The 17,037-nt window shown below is 41.1% G+C and carries 16 protein-coding genes; 2 read left to right on the forward strand and 14 right to left on the reverse strand.

Translation table 11 applies throughout. From position 1 onward, the window contains the following. Window positions 1–22 precede the first annotated feature (22 nt). On the reverse strand, window positions 23–940 hold the full coding sequence (locus tag EW142_RS03240) for a helix-turn-helix domain-containing protein (RefSeq protein ID WP_130609583.1): 918 nt from the start codon (window positions 938–940) through the stop codon (window positions 23–25). A 158-nt stretch (window positions 941–1,098) separates the two neighbouring features. Then, entirely contained in the window at window positions 1,099–2,208 is a 1,110-nt protein-coding gene (locus tag EW142_RS03245; RefSeq protein ID WP_130609586.1) for a type 1 glutamine amidotransferase domain-containing protein, read from the reverse strand. 184 nt (window positions 2,209–2,392) lie between these two features. Between EW142_RS03245 and EW142_RS03250 the strand changes: the two genes are divergently transcribed. After that, window positions 2,393–4,585, forward strand: coding sequence for an amino acid permease (locus tag EW142_RS03250; RefSeq protein WP_130609589.1), 2,193 nt, complete (start codon window positions 2,393–2,395; stop codon window positions 4,583–4,585). A gap of 90 nt (window positions 4,586–4,675) precedes the next feature. Here the strand turns inward: EW142_RS03250 and EW142_RS03255 are convergent, their stop codons facing one another. The 7 genes from EW142_RS03255 to EW142_RS03285 all read right to left on the reverse strand — a co-directional run bounded on the left by EW142_RS03255 (window position 4,676) and on the right by EW142_RS03285 (window position 11,053). Next, window positions 4,676–5,866 carry a hypothetical protein gene (locus EW142_RS03255; protein WP_130609591.1) on the reverse strand — a complete coding sequence of 397 codons (1,191 nt, stop codon included), beginning with the start codon at window positions 5,864–5,866 and terminating at the stop codon, window positions 4,676–4,678. 201 nt (window positions 5,867–6,067) lie between these two features. Next, entirely contained in the window at window positions 6,068–6,769 is a 702-nt protein-coding gene (locus EW142_RS03260) for a hypothetical protein (protein WP_130609593.1), read from the reverse strand. Between the two features lie 58 nt (window positions 6,770–6,827). Beyond that, a complete protein-coding gene (locus EW142_RS03265) occupies window positions 6,828–7,223 on the reverse strand; it encodes a nuclear transport factor 2 family protein (protein WP_130609596.1) in 396 nt (131 codons plus the stop codon). An 83-nt stretch (window positions 7,224–7,306) separates the two neighbouring features. Beyond that, window positions 7,307–7,816, reverse strand: a complete 510-nt coding sequence (locus EW142_RS03270) for a hydrolase (protein WP_130609599.1) — start codon at window positions 7,814–7,816, stop codon at window positions 7,307–7,309. A 30-nt stretch (window positions 7,817–7,846) separates the two neighbouring features. After that, window positions 7,847–8,626: a GNAT family N-acetyltransferase gene (locus EW142_RS03275; protein WP_130609601.1), complete on the reverse strand. Its 780-nt coding sequence runs from the start codon at window positions 8,624–8,626 to the stop codon at window positions 7,847–7,849. Between the two features lie 145 nt (window positions 8,627–8,771). After that, window positions 8,772–10,406: a hypothetical protein gene (locus tag EW142_RS03280; protein ID WP_130609604.1), complete on the reverse strand. Its 1,635-nt coding sequence runs from the start codon at window positions 10,404–10,406 to the stop codon at window positions 8,772–8,774. Window positions 10,407–10,516: 110 nt separating this feature from the next. Beyond that, the gene (locus EW142_RS03285; protein WP_130609607.1) at window positions 10,517–11,053 is read right to left on the reverse strand and encodes a DinB family protein; all 537 of its coding nucleotides are present in this window, start codon (window positions 11,051–11,053) and stop codon (window positions 10,517–10,519) included. Between the two features lie 152 nt (window positions 11,054–11,205). Here EW142_RS03285 and EW142_RS03290 point away from each other — a divergent pair, with 152 nt between their 5' ends. Then, window positions 11,206–12,453, forward strand: coding sequence for a mechanosensitive ion channel family protein (locus EW142_RS03290; protein WP_130609609.1), 1,248 nt, complete (start codon window positions 11,206–11,208; stop codon window positions 12,451–12,453). Window positions 12,454–12,497: 44 nt separating this feature from the next. Here EW142_RS03290 and EW142_RS03295 read toward each other — a convergent pair whose 3' ends face one another. From EW142_RS03295 to EW142_RS03315, 5 genes are all read right to left on the reverse strand, one after another. Beyond that, the gene (locus EW142_RS03295; RefSeq protein ID WP_240740148.1) at window positions 12,498–13,808 is read right to left on the reverse strand and encodes an APC family permease; all 1,311 of its coding nucleotides are present in this window, start codon (window positions 13,806–13,808) and stop codon (window positions 12,498–12,500) included. Between the two features lie 3 nt (window positions 13,809–13,811). Continuing rightward, complete coding sequence (locus tag EW142_RS03300; RefSeq protein WP_130609612.1) at window positions 13,812–14,531, reverse strand: protein-L-isoaspartate(D-aspartate) O-methyltransferase; 720 nt, start codon at window positions 14,529–14,531, stop codon at window positions 13,812–13,814. A gap of 109 nt (window positions 14,532–14,640) precedes the next feature. Further along, complete coding sequence (locus tag EW142_RS03305; RefSeq protein WP_130609615.1) at window positions 14,641–15,822, reverse strand: PQQ-dependent sugar dehydrogenase; 1,182 nt, start codon at window positions 15,820–15,822, stop codon at window positions 14,641–14,643. Between the two features lie 21 nt (window positions 15,823–15,843). Further along, window positions 15,844–16,710 carry a sugar phosphate isomerase/epimerase family protein gene (locus EW142_RS03310; RefSeq protein WP_205783216.1) on the reverse strand — a complete coding sequence of 289 codons (867 nt, stop codon included), beginning with the start codon at window positions 16,708–16,710 and terminating at the stop codon, window positions 15,844–15,846. Window positions 16,711–16,809: 99 nt separating this feature from the next. Beyond that, window positions 16,810–17,037: a hypothetical protein gene (locus EW142_RS03315; RefSeq protein WP_130609617.1), complete on the reverse strand. Its 228-nt coding sequence runs from the start codon at window positions 17,035–17,037 to the stop codon at window positions 16,810–16,812.

The raw sequence follows: 17,037 nt of genomic DNA on the forward strand, positions 1-17,037 counted from the left end.
AAATCGTTTTAACCTTGATCAACTAAGGGGCTTTGCCATTGCGAAATTGGGAGGGGGTCATCCCTTCAAATTTTTTAAAAGCTTGGTTAAAGGATGATAAGCTGCTAAATCCTGTATCAAATGCGATTGAAGCAATGGTATATTTCATGGCATTTGTATCCGTCAGTAATTTTTTTGCATCCTGAATCCGGTGATAATTGATGTAATCATTGAAATTTTGCTTGGCATTTTGATTAATCGCACCTGAGGTATTTTGTGTACTGCTGTTCACCCTTTTACTAATGCTGGCCAAGGAAACGTCCGATTCCAGGTAAACTTTCTCTTCCATCACAATCTTATGAATTTGCTGGAATAAATTGGCCTTGTCATCCACATCAAAGACATCTCCATTCAGGTACGTGACCTTAAGTTTAAAAGCCTTATAACTCAAAAAATAAATCACTACAGAATAAACAATTGGGCCGACGATATAGGGAACGGTATCCTCTATAAGGTTGAAAACATATGAAATCCAGATGAGTACAAATCCGGCCAAAAGCATTTGCAGCCATCTCAAAAGTGCAGATTGGGATTTGGTCCGGATAAGCTTGTCTAGGCGTTTATTCACCTTGTACACCGCTCTGCCCGACCAGAAAATATAGAATGCCAAGTGGAAATAAATGAAAAGAATGATGCTGGCAAATAGAGCAATGCTTTCTTTACTACTTTCATCAAACCAACTTTTATTGACAAAAAAACTTAGTACAAATATCAGGGCAAATGGAAGTGCTTCAAGCAGGTAAGAATATAGTAATTTAAAATTGGCCCTAGTCATCGCCCGCACATACCAGCGTAACAAGGGCCCTATTATCAAGAGAAATGATAAACCGGCAAAAATAAATTGCGGCTCCAAGTCCTTTCCAAAGTAAAGCATGACCGATTTACCGATACGAAAGGCCATGAAAATCAATATCAGGCCAAGCAAAACATTAGGTTTTGTTCGCTTTTTGTGATCAAAAAAGAACAGGTAAAGGGCAAAAAACACACCGTGCAAAAGCCCAGCACCGCTAATCAAAATAAGAAGTATGTCTAGAAAACCCAATGAATATTTTTTCTAATTTAAGGAGTTTCTGCCATCCGTTCTTCCATTTTTTTAGCAAAAGACACCAAACCAATCAGGTCAAAAAACTGTCCAATTTTACCCTGCATCGCGGCAATAATACCATGTTTTGCAATAAGAACCCTTTTAATGGGCCTATTGGTATCTTGGGACATCTTTTCAATTTGTTCTTTTGCCATACGGGAACCTTCACTGTGGTAGGTGTTTAAGATGGTAACGGCATTTTCTTCATCCGTGATTGTTCTAAGCTTTGGGGTATGCCCCAGTTGCCGAATCATGGTTTCAGCAACCGACCAGACAGACCACGGGTTTTGTCCTGTCACAATATTGCCATCATAACTGATATTGTCCAAATACATGGGCCCCTCAATAAATTGCGCCCCTTGTGAGGTCAGCTTATCCTGAAGAAGAAACGGAAAAATTGTAGCCGCATCTGGAATCAACAGCAGCTCTTCATCATTGGTAAAACTACTGACCTTCTTGTTGGCCAAAATAGATTGACCATTGTCCAATTTTACATTGACCAAAGCTGCCGGACCATGACATACCGCCCCAACAACCTTATCAGATTGATATAAGGTTTTAATAATATTCTGTATGGATTCATTTTCGGGGAAATCGAACATTGCGCCTTTACCTCCGACGAAGAATACGGCCTCATAGGTTTCCTTATTTACTTCTTTTACAGGGATGGATTGGTTTACTTTCCTTTGTGCATCCGTATCGTTTAAAAAGGCATAATCAAACGGACCCATATCTTCATCATCAATCACCACGGGCGGAGTCCCCCCTTTTGGGCTGGCAATGTCCACCTCATAACCATTGGCCTGAAACACATAGTAGGCCCTTGCCAATTCAGAAAGTTCATAGCCTGTACTTTTGTCGCTATTGCCCATCGTGTCCGTGCTGGTGACCACAACCAAAATCTTGCCTCTAACTGGAATGACGTTTTCGGTTAAATAGGGCAAATCATTCACCGAAGTAGATTCAAGGGATTCACTTCTAGGTGGAATAAGTCCCATAAACCAAAACCCGAAGATTACAAGAATAATGATCAGGGTACTCAAACTTAGCAGTGTCCACTTGAGGACTTTGTATTTTTTGAACATAATATTTCGTTTTAAATTTTAGGCGAAGCAACCACAAGTATTGCAGAAAAGCTGTGTAAATGATAATTCCGTCAGAACATTTCTCATTTTGTTTTGAAAAGTAAAGGCGTAGGAATCTTTCATTTTATCAAATGTTATGAACTTTAAATCACTATTTTAATACTCAAATTTGACCACACCATACATGCAGGAACAACCGACTAGCCTCAAAAAGTTTGGAACCTTTGGTGGAGTGTTCACTCCCACCCTGTTGACCATATTAGGGGTCATCATGTATCTTCGGTTAGGTTGGGTAGTCGGCAACGCAGGTCTTTTGGGAACCTGGTTGATTATTATTATTTCATTTTTGATTACCCTTTGTACTGCACTTTCCATGTCGGCCATAACTACCAACATTCGAATAGGTGCCGGTGGGGCTTACGCCATCGTATCCCAAGCTTTGGGTTTGGAGGTGGGCGGTAGTTTAGGTATTCCACGATATATTTCTCAAGGTTTGGCCGTCACCATGTATATTTTTGGTTTTCGGGAAGGTTGGATGGGCATCTTCCCAGACCATAATGCCTTTTTGGTTGATATTATTGTTTTCGGAGTGCTTATCACCATTGCGTATATCAGCGCCAACCTCGCGATAAAGACCCAGTTCATTATTATGGGCATTATAGCATTGTCCATAATTTCCATCATCATTGCAGCATACGAAGGTTCCATGACCATACCCACTAGTGAGGCGCTAAGTTGGGGTTCTTTTAAGGGATCCATAGAAAATGGGTTTAGTGGAAGCGATTTTTGGCTGGTTTTTGCTGTTTTCTTTCCGGCTGCTACTGGAATTATGGCAGGAGCCAATATGTCTGGTGAACTAAAAGACCCTAAACACAGCATTCCTTCCGGAACTTTATGGGCCATTGGGGTAAGTTTTGTCATTTACATGTTGATGGCTTTTTGGATTTCGAGAAGTGCTTCAGAAGAAGAGCTTTTGAACAACTACTATGTTATGGTCGAAAAGGCATACATCGGTCCTTTGATTTTGGCCGGAATACTTGGAGCGACCTTCTCTTCGGCCTTGGCATCCATTGTAGGTTCCTCACGAATTTTGTTTGCCATGGGAGAACATAAGGTACTCCCCTTTTCCAATTTCTTGGCTGGACAAAGCAACAACGGTCAGCCACGAAATGCCATGTTGGTTACGGGAATTCTTATTTTTATTACTCTTCTGCTTCGCAACATCAATGCAGTTGCCCCTTTGGTGACCCTATTCTTTTTGATTACCTATGCCATGATCAATATTGTGGTCATCATCGAACAAAACTTGGGCCTGATCAGTTATAGACCTGTTTTTAAAATCCATAGATGGGTGCCATGGTTTGGATTGGTCTCTTCGGTATTTGCCATGTTCATCATCAATCCTACTGTGAGTTTGGTATCCATCGCCATTGTTTTGATGGTCTACTGGTATTTATCACGTCAGAATCTGGAAACTCCTTTTGAAGATGTACGCTCAGGTTTGTTCTTTTCCTTTGCCGAATGGGCGGCAAAGCACACCTGGGGCATGAAAAAAATGCAACAGCGTGCCTGGAAGGCCAACTTGATGGTGCCGGTAAGGGACATCAATGGCTTACGGGGAACTTTTGAGTTTTTGCGGAATATTGCCAAGCCCAAAGGTTCTATAAAACTATTGGGCATTGAAGGCTATCATGAAAATAGCACACTCGCAGAGGAATTAGAGGCCATTTCCGAATCATTTCGTCAGAAGGAAGTGTTCTCCTCTACTTCGGTGATACATACGGACGAATTTGCGAAGGGCATCAACTATAGCAGTCAGGCCTTGCAAGGGGCATTTTTTAGACCCAATATCATCTTTTTAAATCTACAGAACCACGATGATTATGAAACCGAGCTTCGCCCAGTGATGAAAGAGTCCATTCGGTTGGAAATTGGGGTGCTCTTGTTTTTATCCCACCCAAAAGCCTTGTTGGGTCAACGAAATACCATCAACGTTTGGGTGAGTGACCGAAGAAATAATTGGGATTTGGGCTGGGATATTGGGAACTTGGACCTATCCATGCTTGTAGCCTACAAACTAAAGATGAATTGGAAGGCACGTATTCGGATAATTACCGTCATAAGTGACCCTAAGGAAGAAGCGAACGCCAAAAAATTTTTGAATTTGTTGATCAACTTGGCCCGACTGCCTGAAACGCTAACCGAAGTACATGTTGGTAATTTCCATACCGTGGTGCAAAGCGCACCTTCAGCCGATCTCAATATCTTTGGGATGGATGCTGACCTTAAGTTCGATTTTGTAAAAGAAATGTCGGTTAAAACCCAGAGTTCTTGCTTGTTTGTGAAGGATTCGGGGCATGAGAGCATTTTGGCCTAGAATTATTGGGACCTACCAATTTTTTGGATCTTTGCAACTCCATACAATCCATATTACATCGGTACTTTCAATAAACTTCGGTCGGCGTAACTACCTACTTCGAATAAGTTCATTTTTGGTAGGCTTTTGATAACTGGAAATGCTTTCAATATATTCAGGTATTGAGGAGACATTATTTTGAGATAAAAACTCATCTATTTTTTCTTCATGTAAAATTTTGATTCGTCTTCCAAGTTCGGTTTTGAAGGAATTGGTATAAATGAAATCTACCTTGCCGGAGAAATGAAGTTCATCAAGTGGTTTCAAGAAAACCAGTGCATCATATGCGTCATACATCGCCAAACCCGCTTCCACATTCAACATATGATTTCCAATATAGCCTGCTTGACCAAATACATTATCTTGAAGTGAAAATGCAACAGGTATATTACCGTTCAGACTCAAAGCTTCATCCCAAATTCCATTCTCCATTTTAACCCACTCGTAGGTATACTTTGCCAATCCATCTGAAGTGGCGTTAGCATTCGATTTCGCTTTTTTCATGATTGAAAGTGTGGCGTTGTGAATCCTAAGGGAATACGTTTTGTTAGGATACCATTGTTTAAAAAAAGTGCCGCAGTTCCAGTAAAGCTTTCCCCTTTTATCTCTTACCTGTTTATATGCGTGTCTTGTATTGGTAAGAAAGATCCCCTTTTTTCCTTCGGCAAATTCACCCATATAATCTATAATAGTTTTGTACATAAAATAATCTCTAGCCACAAGAGACTTTAAAAAAGCATCATAATCTTCTCGTGTATGAATACCTTCCCAATAAATGGGTTGATCAACGGCTTTTACTTTTATCTTCTTGGATTTTGAATGATTTAAGTCCCAAACCGTGGAAAGAAGGTCAAGATAGGTCTCATATCGCCAACCATGCCCGCTAAAATCATCTTGAAATACCTTAAGTAGCAAGCTTTTATCCTTTTCTGCACTTTGTAGATAGGCATCTATATGTCTTTGTTGATTGATTCCAAATACTTCGATAAAAACGTACTCGATTTTGTTTTCATCCATACCTAAAAGCTTTTCATAGTACTCGAAAGGCTCTAATGCATTATGCAAGGCGTCATCAAATATTAGTAAATCGTAGGTGTCCAGTTTCCTCTGGGCAAACTTCAGCGGATTTTCTCCTTGTGTTTTAATCACTTGCACATAGTCTTCCACCTTTTGGGAAACACCATGAGAATAAGCAAAAAGTAATACAATCATTGAAGTAATCTTGAGGACGGCTTTGCTCATCAGGTGCGGTTTTTTTTGTTCACCTTAAAGACTCAGAACAAAAACAAACGTTACAAAGCATCGCTATATCCGTTTCACTTGTGGCTTTGCTGGTTTATTATGCCAACTATTGTGAAAACTTTGAAGCGATTGGAAATCGCTTTTGTAATTCACTTTAAGTTTTAAATACCCTGGGCTTCTGCCCTTTCTTGAAAATTGGGCTCAATCAATTTCTGAATCCAATAGTTCAACAAGTTCATTTATTTCATCAAGAGCCCTGTGATACACCGCATCTTTTTCTCCCATGATTCGCGCGGAGAGCACAAAGAAGTTTTGAAATTGAAATCCGAATAAGAATTCTTCATCATGTACTTGACCACTTTTAAAGCTTATGGACTGAATCAAATGAGGTGACAGTTCCATAACCACATCAAGGTGAATCGATTCCATACGGTTGATGTAAATGTAAGTTTCCTCCAACTGTCGCAAGCGTTCAATAATCTCTTGGTTTTGTAGTAATTTAATTTCTCCACTGTTCACCATGGTCTCATAAATATTGCCTTGGCGATCAAAATCAGAATAATTTAGGAGGTTCAAACCTATTCTGCCCAAGCTGTCCTTTTGGTTTCTATCTTGTTTATCAATGATGTCCATGGCATATTGGAACTGTTCACCGTTGGTGTTGTTATATTGTATCTGTCCACGAATGTTGCCCGCATCGTCCAACAGTTGTTGCTTGGTATTGCTATAGAAATTTTGCTCGGCATCCTTATCAATGCGAACCTTGTTTTGATTATTGATATTCAACGCGATTAAAATTCCGACCACTACAAGGGCAGTTTCTCCAACGGCATATTTGAAATATTTCAACATTTTGCCTTCCTCAATAAAGTCCCTCCGCATGGTTCTGAAAAATTTAATCATACTGGTTAGGTTGAGTTATCTAATTCATTATTATATAGGTATTTACATTTAATTTATCTCAAGTATTCAGTGTCTTTACTTTTGCCGTATGTACACCAGGAATATCCCAGACCTCTCTGATTTTGCCATCCAATATTCGCCAAACTACCACCACATCGGTTTCAATTTCCTTATCTGGCAAAACCATAGTGTTTTTGGTATAGGTCACCACGAATTCGTCACCCCAGGTGGAGATGGATTGGGGATGTACTTGAAAAGTGCCCTGGGTAAGCTCGGATATTTTGTTGAAAAAAGCTTGAAAGCCTTCAAATCCGATATAATCTCCTTCCATATCAGGTAACTCTGGATTGTAGTAATGGAAGATTGCATCGTCTGCTACAATTTCAGCAGCCGAAGCGATGTCTGCCGGATTAAACTTTTCTAAAATGGAAATATTTGGATGTTCGTGGTTCATATCTATTTGTTTTGTTGATTCGCCAAAATTTGAATAATCGAAACATCATATCGTTTGTTATTTGTCTTGAAACAACAAGGCTCTTAGCCCAATTCAGCAAAAAAGACCATATAATTGTGCCCTTGCTCCTTTGCACATTTTGGACAATAGGCATAGTGTACATAATAGTCTTTTACCTTTTTTCCCTGTTGGGCAAGGTCTTGGTCGATTTGCTTCATGAGTTTGGGTATCGCTTTAAAGGGCGCATCAAAAACACGAGTCTCAAATGTCCCACTTAAGGTAGTATTATTTGAGTTGGAGATTGGGCCCGTTACGGACAGAAACATTTCAGACTTGAATGCGCTAGGATCATGAAAAAGCAACAATACTTGCTCCTTATCCTCAACAAGTTTATGGGCGTCCTCTGCCAGTTTTACCATTTTGGTCACCTTGGCACCAATCATAGGGGGCAATGGTATATGGAACAATGTGGGCACCGAGGCCCTTATAAACGGTTTTTGGTTCCATTCAAAAGTTTTACCTTCCCACTTTTCAGGATGAAACACGGGACAGCATTCTTCTTTAATCTGTTTTGATTCTTTTACTACTTCCATGTTGTTTTGCTAAAAAACTCTCTTTATGTTTTATTGACTCGCTTGGCCCAAGGTGTGTTTCTTTTTCAGAATGTTCCTAAATCGAGTGCCGCTGAGATAGTGATCTTCGACCAATTTGCCATCATGCATCAAACTAAAGACCCCAAAACCAGAGGGTGCATTTTTGGCCTCTTCTGCCGTATTGAGTTTTTCCACTTTCAAGTCCACCTCAAAATCAGCCGCTGCATGCAGCATGGCTTCCACAGATTTTTCATGCCACGGGCATTGGTCTGCATAGATCAAATGCCAACCCTGGTATTGCGATTGTTGACGTTCCCAATCTCGTAGTTTGGGATCGCTTGCTTTACTGTTCCATTTCTTGCTCAATAAATCAAACCGTCCTCTAGTATCCACCACTTGATATCCGTTCTTGGCAAAAATATCACTATCTGCCATCCATGATCCTTTACTGGCCATTACACATACACCAGACATGCCATTGGCCAATGCCTGTTTTTCGCACTCCTCCACCAGCAAGGAACCATAACCTTGGTTTCTGTCCTTCTTGGAATAAACGTACATGCAATGTATGAACATGAAATCCGGTCCATCTACAGGTCGCCATGCAGATTGCGCAGGCACATACTCAATGAATCCAATCATCCTGTTTTTATCTCCCTTAAGAATGTTTATGCGAAGCCCTTCGGCATATCGTTCAGTGTACCATTGATGTTTGCAGGCAAAGGCTGTGCTTTTAACATCTTTAACGCAGAATAGGGTTTCCTCTTTGGCATTTTGGGGGGTGACCTGAGTGATAGCAACATTTTCCATTTTAGTGTGGATTTGATCTATGGAAAATTAAGTCTAGTAGCAAAAACCACAAATGATATGGGTCAGTAAACAAGCCAAACTAAACACCATCAAAATTGGACTTGTTCGTTTCAATAAAACCCTTGCATACCAAATTGGACTCCGGTCACTTTAAAGCATCCAATCTTTTTTTGGCAAGTTTGCCAGCCGGACCTGTGGCATCCAAGCTGATTGTCTTCATGTAATACTCCTTGGCTTTTTCAACATTTCCTTTCTTTTCATAGGCCTCGGCTAATGAGGACCAAGTATATGCCGATTCAGGAAAAAGCCCAGCGGATAGTTCAAACACAAAAATGGCTTCCTGGATTTGGTCGGAGTCCAAAAGCCCATACCCTGCCCTATTAAATTCCTGCTCAAATCCAACGTGGGCGTACAAGGGGTCATTCACCAATCTTTTGGCCTCTGTTTGTAAAAGCTCCATTTTACCTTCCATAAACAGTCCTCTCAAATAGGCCATTGGGTCCCTTACAAATCCTTCTCCATCAAAACTCAAGGCCTTGGCCAATACAGGGTCTTTACCTGATTTGTAGTCGTCGAAACGTAATTCAACAGGGATATCCGCAGGCATATAAGGCCCATTTTCCCATTGTGGTTTGTCCTGCCACCAAGCAAAAGATAAATACACCGGAAGTTTACTATTGGGCAGTACCACTTTACGATTATCCCCATAAAAATTGATGTTCTCTCCGGTAGGTTCTCCCACGAAAATTACATTGGTATAATTGCTAAATTCATTCACCAAGTTTTGACAGGCCGAAAAAGTACGTCTACCTAGAATCACATACAGCTTACCAGTCTGATTAATCTTTTGCGTCTCAATGATACCTGTGATTATGGGTTTATTTTTATAGTTATTTCCTCCTCCGTTCAGACGTACATCGATGACCAACCGTTCCACAGGGTTGTTTTCAATAAATTCGAACAATCGCTTGTAAAATGCTGGAATAGGTTCACCCAGATCATCTTGTATTTGACTATGCCGAACATATACTGCCTTCTCCTCGGGGAGGTGTTCGAAATAATAGATTTTGTCCAGATTCTTCAGATACAAAGGGGGTTGGGCAATATCTCTTGCGCTTACCCAGTCAGAGTCGGGTTTTACCTCCCCATAGTGCAGAGGGAACTTCAAATTCTCACTGGCTTGTACCTTTACTGTGAACTCTTTTCCCTCTTTTTCGAGAGTCAGCGTCAATTCTGTTTTTAGGGTATCCGTTACACCTTGGGCGTGCAGTACTTCCGGAAACAGGGCTGTGTTGATGCCATAAGCCTTAAAAAATTGATCATTCTCAACTGGCTCAACTGGATATATGGCCTTTAAGACCTCCTTCATATCCTTCCCCTCAATTTCAAGGATTCGGGCTCCAACAAAATCTTTATATTCTTCTTGTATACCCGTAATGTAAATGCCATCTGAAAATTGAAAAAGCTGCATGGGGAGTTTATGAAAAGCCACTGGGCTGTCTCGAAAGCTCATTCGGGTATGACCGTACTTAAAAAGCCCAATGATTTTTGAAAACCCTACCACGACCTCATGGGCTTCCATATCGGGGATTTCGTTGTAAAAAGTCTCGACCGCTTTGTCGAATTCTGAAGCAGTGACCTTTTTAAAAAGAAAAGGATAGTCCTCATGTACTATTTCCTGAAGAAAGCGAAGGTCCTTTTGCCAATCGACAGCAGATAACGTTTGAGCATGTCCTTTGAAGAGAACAAGGCACGCAATAAAGAGTATAAAGGTTCTCATAATTAGTAAATAGTTAGTTGTTTATAAGAAGGGTTTTTATTCATTTTGTTACAGTTTCAAAGGCTCAATTATTAGTGACAATGGCGCGCTTACATGATTCGGAATAATGCTTATTCCTTTGGAGTAAAATTCAAAATGGTAAGGTATTGGGTCCAGGGACCCACTTCATTTTTATAATGCTTTGCTAGTACCCTTGATATCTGGGCAATATGGCCCAGGTCATGCACCACCCATGCCGATAGGAGCTGAGAAAGTGTAACCTCCCCCAGTCCAGGGTGCATACCTTTCCGTTCAAAATCATCGTTGGTAAGATTCAAGGACTTTAGCGTTTTAATATTCTTGGCCCGAAGCATCTCAAATTCATTGAGTAAGTCTTCAAAGTTTTTGCCTTTTGAATTTTCAAATTGGGCAAAACGGTCATAGGGCTCAAAAGGTATTTCTGGCCCATGTTCCAAAATATGTTGGGTTCTTACCAACCAATCCGTGTTTTCACCATGAATCAGATGTCCAACCACATCAAAGGGACTCCAAGAATCTCTTCCTTCATTCGCTGTGCTCCATTCCTCACCCACATCAAAAAGAAGGCTTTTTAGAACACCTGGTGTTCTTTCCAATATTGAAATAGCTTGGTGCAATTCAAATATCATAACATAAAATTTGTGTTGTTCCTTCCTGCTAAAAAAAAGACACTCTTAAATTAAGACTTTAAACAAAGAGCACCAATTTTATAAAAGTGAAAGCCATTCCATTACTGCTCACTTAGTGTTATTTTTGCATCAACTATTCTAGTTGAACCACTATGAAAACAAATTATGGTCGATGGCTGCATGATTATCTGTTAAAAACAGGTATGAATGAGAACACTGCTGATTATATCAATGTAATTATCCTGTTGACAGGTATACTTGTCGTTGCTTGGTTGCTTGATTTTTTGTTGTGGAGATTATTGAGGTCCTTGTCTGTGCGATTGGCTCGGCGAACAAAGACCAATTTTGATGATTTTTTAGTGGCCAACCGGGTCCCCAGATATGTAGCGCATATATTCCCACTTCTATTGCTGTTTGAGCTTATCCCAGTAGTTTTTACCGACTTTAACTACGGCGGTACCCTTGCACTTAAGGTCATCATGATTTTGGGTGTGATTTTAGCCCTGATTCTCATCAAGAATTTGCTTTTGACCCTGAAAGACTATCTGCGCACCCTGCCGCAACTGCGCGACAAACCATTGGACAGCTATATTCAGGTCTTTATGATTTTTGCCTGGATTGGGGGCCTTCTCACCATTTTTGCTATTCTTACGGATACGACCATTTGGAAGTTCTTTACGGCCCTCGGTGCTGCCTCCGCAGTGATATTGCTAATTTTTAAAGACTCCATATTGGGATTGGTAGCAAGTATTCAGGTCAGTATCAACGATATGGTCCGTATTGGAGACTGGATAACCTTTGAGAAGTACGGAGCGGATGGTGATGTCATTGAAATCAGTTTGGCCACAGTAAAAGTCCAGAATTTTGACAAGACCATAACCACCATTCCAACCTATGCCTTGGTTTCAGATTCTTTTAAGAATTGGCGAGGCATGAAGGCTTCGGGAGGAAGGCGAATAAAACGGGCATTGATCATTACCCAAAAGAGCATCAAATTTCTCACGCCAGATGACTTGCAGAAGTTGGAGAAAATCGAGTTGATCAAGGATTATCTTCTACTGCGAAATGAGAAAATCGAGACATTTAATCAAGAACGCGGGGTGAACAAGGAATTGGCCATCAATGGGAGAAACCTCACCAATATTGGTGTATTTCGAAAGTACGTGGAAAGTTATGTGCAAGGACATTCAGCCATCAATAAAGATATGACTTTGATGACACGGCAATTAAGCCCCACTCCACAAGGAATCCCTTTGGAAATTTATGCGTTTAGTGCTGATAAGCGTTGGGAGAATTATGAATATATCATGGCCGATATTTTCGATCATTTATTGGCTGCGTTGCCCTATTTTGATTTGGAAATTTTTGAACTTCCCACCTCATTGGGGAGTAGCAAATAAGGAAGGATCAACACGCTCTAAAGACAGCTTGACCCTTTGCTGATTTAGAGTTTTTTGCTATAGATTTTATCCGCCTGATAAACCAAGTAGCCCACAATTAAATTAAGAAGACCCAAACCGCTTTCCCATGGTTGGGCAATCAGCAAATAGGTCAATACCCAACCGCTGAATGCTAAAAAAATTATCTGGGGAATTGGAAAAAGAGGACTACGGTAGGTTTTGCTGGATTGTACATTTTTGTTTTTTTTCCGCACTACGAATACCCCGGCAACTGCCAGTGCCGCAAACAATTGCAGAACAAATCCGCTGTAAATCAATACTTGTTCAAAAGTCCCTGTCAGAAGTAGGGTCAACGTAATCAAGGCTTGAAGCCAGATGGCACGCACGGGTACTTGTCTTCCGCTTTTTTTTGAAAACCATTGCCATAGCCTGTGGTCCTCGGCCATAACCTGGGTAACTCGTGGTCCAGCCCACACCATAGCACTGATGCTGGAAACCAACATCAGGGCAATGGCAAAACTAATCAGTTCACCTCCCCTTGCCCCAAACAAAGCATTTGCTGTAATTTGTCCAATTTCCAACTGTCCTTGGAGTGACTCCAAAGCGTTTTGTCTTAAAAAAACAAAATTTAAAAGAAGGTAAAGTAAACTGACCACTACTGTTCCGAGTAAAAGTGCTCTTGGCAGTGTTTTGCGAGCATCGTGAATCTCGTCCACAATGTAAGCCGCTGCATTCCAGCCCGAATAGGAAAAGGTAACGAACACGAAAGAAACGGCAAAGGCTGATGATAAGATCTCTTCTTGCCAACCTTTGTCCCATATTAAAGCGGAAGCTTCAGGGGTTTGGGTCAAACCAAAATAAATGAGAGTGACAATCAGCAATACCTTTAATACGGTAGTAAAGTTTTGAAGTGCGCTACTCTTTTGAATGCTCATGGAATGAAAAAAACTTATGAGGACAACCACGCCTATGGCCAGAAATAGTTCAGGGATACCAAGGTAGGGTCCAATGTATTCCCCCATGGCCATACCAGCAAGAGCAACTGGGGCCGAAAAACCAATGGTCAGTGAGACCCATCCCGATAAGTAACCTAACAAAGGATGAAAGGCTTTGGAAAGAAAATGATATTCTCCACCGGAACGCATCCAGTACGTTCCCAATTCCGCATAACTCAGTGCGCCACACAATGCCATTAAGGCGCCCAGAGACCAAAGTAATAAGATGGACCAGCTGTTTTGCGTACCTACTAACTGAAATCCCAAGCTTGTAAAGATACCTGCTCCAATCATGTTGGCCACAACTATGGCCGTCGCGGTAGGCCACCCTATGGTGTTGGTCTTGCTTTTGCTCGTCAACACCTAACTTTTATTCTTGGTTTTATCCCTAGTAAAAGGCACGAAGCGCACGGGCATTACATTCTTTTTGATAATCTTATCTTTCTTTTTGGTGACCAGAACCAACTGACGTACAGCATTGTGGGGACCAACGGGGATTATCATTCGCCCCCCCACCTTTAATTGATCTAAGAGAGGTTGCGGAATGGCTTCAGCTCCCGCAGTGACCATTATGGCATCAAACGGAGCTTTTTCTGGCCAACCGTGGTAACCATCGCCCTGTCTCACAATAGCATTGTCATAGCCCAAAAGCTTTAATCTTTTTTTGGCAGTTATGGCAAGCTCCTTTACTATTTCAATGGTATACACAGAATCCGCAATTTTTGACAGCACAGCCGCCTGATAACCAGATCCTGTACCAATCTCCAAAACTCGGTGGGAAGCCTTTAATCGGAGGGCTTGTGTCATGTAGCCCACAATATAGGGTTGGGAGATGGTTTGTCCGTTGCCGATGGGTAGCGGACCGTCGGAATAAGCAAAAACTTGCTTATCCTCAGGCACAAACTCATGGCGGGGAACGTTGAGCATGGCCGATAGTGTAGCTTGATGGGTAATTCCCCTAGCTTGGATTTGTGTTTTCACCATCTGACTTCGCTGTAAAGCATAGTCTGCTTGGCCCATGGCCAAGGAAGCCATCAGAAAGAAGAAAATTCCAGATATCCATGCTTTGGTTATGCCCTTCATTTCGTTTTGCATGGATAATAAAGTACAAAACTATTGCTGAAGCCAGATTGACTTGGCTCAGTTTTAAGAAAGAATTGGGTGAATAGAGGTAAATCGCATTTACCACCGATCAACCTTCAAAGGTGACTCGGTAAATGGCATCACCATAATCATCGGAAATCAACATGGAACCGTCTTTTAAGAATAGAATATCCACAGGTCGACCAAACTGATCTTGGGTATCATCATCCAACCAACCATCAATAAAAGTCTCGTAGCTTACCGCTTTGTTACCATCCAGTTTCACTAAGGAAATTCGATATCCCACCTTTTTGGAACGGTTCCAAGATCCGTGTTCTGCAATAAAGGCATACTGTTGATACTTCTGAGGAAACATAGCGCCTCGATAAAACTTTACAGCCAAAGGAGCTACATGAGCTCCTAGAGGTTGTACAGGAGGAACAAACTCTGAACATGGAAACTGGTCACCGAATTCTGGGTCTTTAACGGTTCCCCCATGACAATAGGGATAACCAAAATGTTGCCCTATTTCAGTAATATGGTTTAACTCACAAGGGGGTATGTCATCTCCCATCATGTCCCTTCCATTATCGGTAAACCACATTTCTTTCGTCTCTGGATGCCAACTAAAACCAACAGTGTTTCGCACACCCTTGGCATAGATTTCACGATTGCTTCCATCAGCTTCCATTCGAGTTATGGTTGCATACCGCTCATCTTCATTGCTGCTTTCACAAATGTTACAGGGAGCACCCACTGGGACATAGAGCTTACCGTCGGGTCCAAATGCAATATATTTCCACCCATGGTGAAACTCAGTAGGGTAATCATCGTAAATGACCTCTGGGGCAGCTACTTTTCCCAATTGCTCTTCAATATTGGGATATTTTAGAAGGCGATTCACTTCAGCTACGTAAAGTGCGCCGTCCTTATACGCAATGCCATTGGGAACTTCCAAGGTACTGTCCAGCACCATGATTTTATCCGCCTTAAAGTCGTCATTCTCATCTTGAATTGCATAAACTTTATTTTCATTTCGTGTACCCACGAACAAAGTACCCTTATCGCCCATGGCCATGGATCGGGCTCCATCTACCCCTTCAGCGTATATGGATATTTTAAATCCCTCTGGAAGGTTGAGCCTATCCAAAGGCATACTGGACTGGACTGGAATTTCCTCCTGATTGGACGATTCTTTTTCCGCCTTATCCTTTTTTTCATTGCAGGAAATACCTAGCACCATCAAACAGATTACGCTAAGAGTTGAGAATTTGAAAATGTTTCGAGTCATATTTAAGAATGGATGAACTATTTATAGATATTGTTGTAAATGCTTTTTGAAGTAGGCTGCACTATCGGTTATACTTTGGATGGAATTAATGGCAAAGTTGCCCCCTTGCTCTAAATAATAATATTGCAGACCGGAATCTTTTGGGTTGGGAAGGATGGTATGGTAATCTATAGATCCATTGCCCAATTCGGTATAATCCCGAGTGATTTTATCCATGTCTTTAATATGCCACATAACGTATCGCCCAGGCTGTTTGGCCACCCAATCCGCAGGCTTGATTTGGGACGAATGCATGACCCAATATAAATCCATTTGTAGTTTTACCAGTTCCGGGTCCGTTTCGGCCAGGATAATCTCATACCCCATTTGGTCTCCGTGTAGTTCAAACTCAAAACCATGGTTGTGGTAGGCAAAACCCAAACCTGCATTGGTAACCTGCTCCCCTATCTTGTTCAATTTGTTTGAAAGCTTTTTAAATCCTTCGGAATTTCTGAATTTCGGGTCAAGCCATGGCCAGGTAATATAGTCTTGATCTAAAATTTTGGCTCCCTCAATACACTGGTCTACATAACGTATCAATTGGGATTCCGGTTTGTCAAAAAACTCATGGAGGCCATAATGTCCGCTGGATGTGGTAAGACCAATATCGCTCAATACATTTTTAAACTCTGAGGTTTTTATTCCGTAATACGTATCCTCTTCTCCATTGTATCCATAAATCTCGAGGTCCTCGTACCCCAGTTCCTTTACTTTTTTAAGACTGCCCAAAGGATCTTTTTCCATGGCATCCCTAATGGTAAACAATTGTAGGCCCATTTTATATTTGGACAAGGCTTTGGAAAAAGGCATTGAAAAACTAGTTGTGGAGCTTACTATTCCTGCAGTCAAGAAAGCTGATTTTTGAACAAAGTTTCTCCGATTCACAAATCGTAATTTAGGTTGACCCAATTATGAGGTCTTACCAAAAGTAAGCAAGTTTTTAATGAATCAATCCTCAAGCTGGCCAATAGGATGGTCTTCATAGAAATCTTCAAAGGTCTTATCCGTTTTGTAATTGTCGGTAAGCACTTTATAAACCATGTAAATTAAAGCCACCTGTCCAAAAAGGGTTGCATAAAATAACCAATGAAATGGGAAATTCATTCCAGACATTAACACCAGGATGACCAACAAAAGTGTTGTGAAGGCTACCATGCCCATTGCTGTAGTTTTCAT

Origin of the sequence: Flagellimonas allohymeniacidonis (assembly GCF_004296335.1) — a bacterium.
GTDB classification, from domain to species: Bacteria; Bacteroidota; Bacteroidia; order Flavobacteriales; family Flavobacteriaceae; genus Flagellimonas; species Flagellimonas allohymeniacidonis.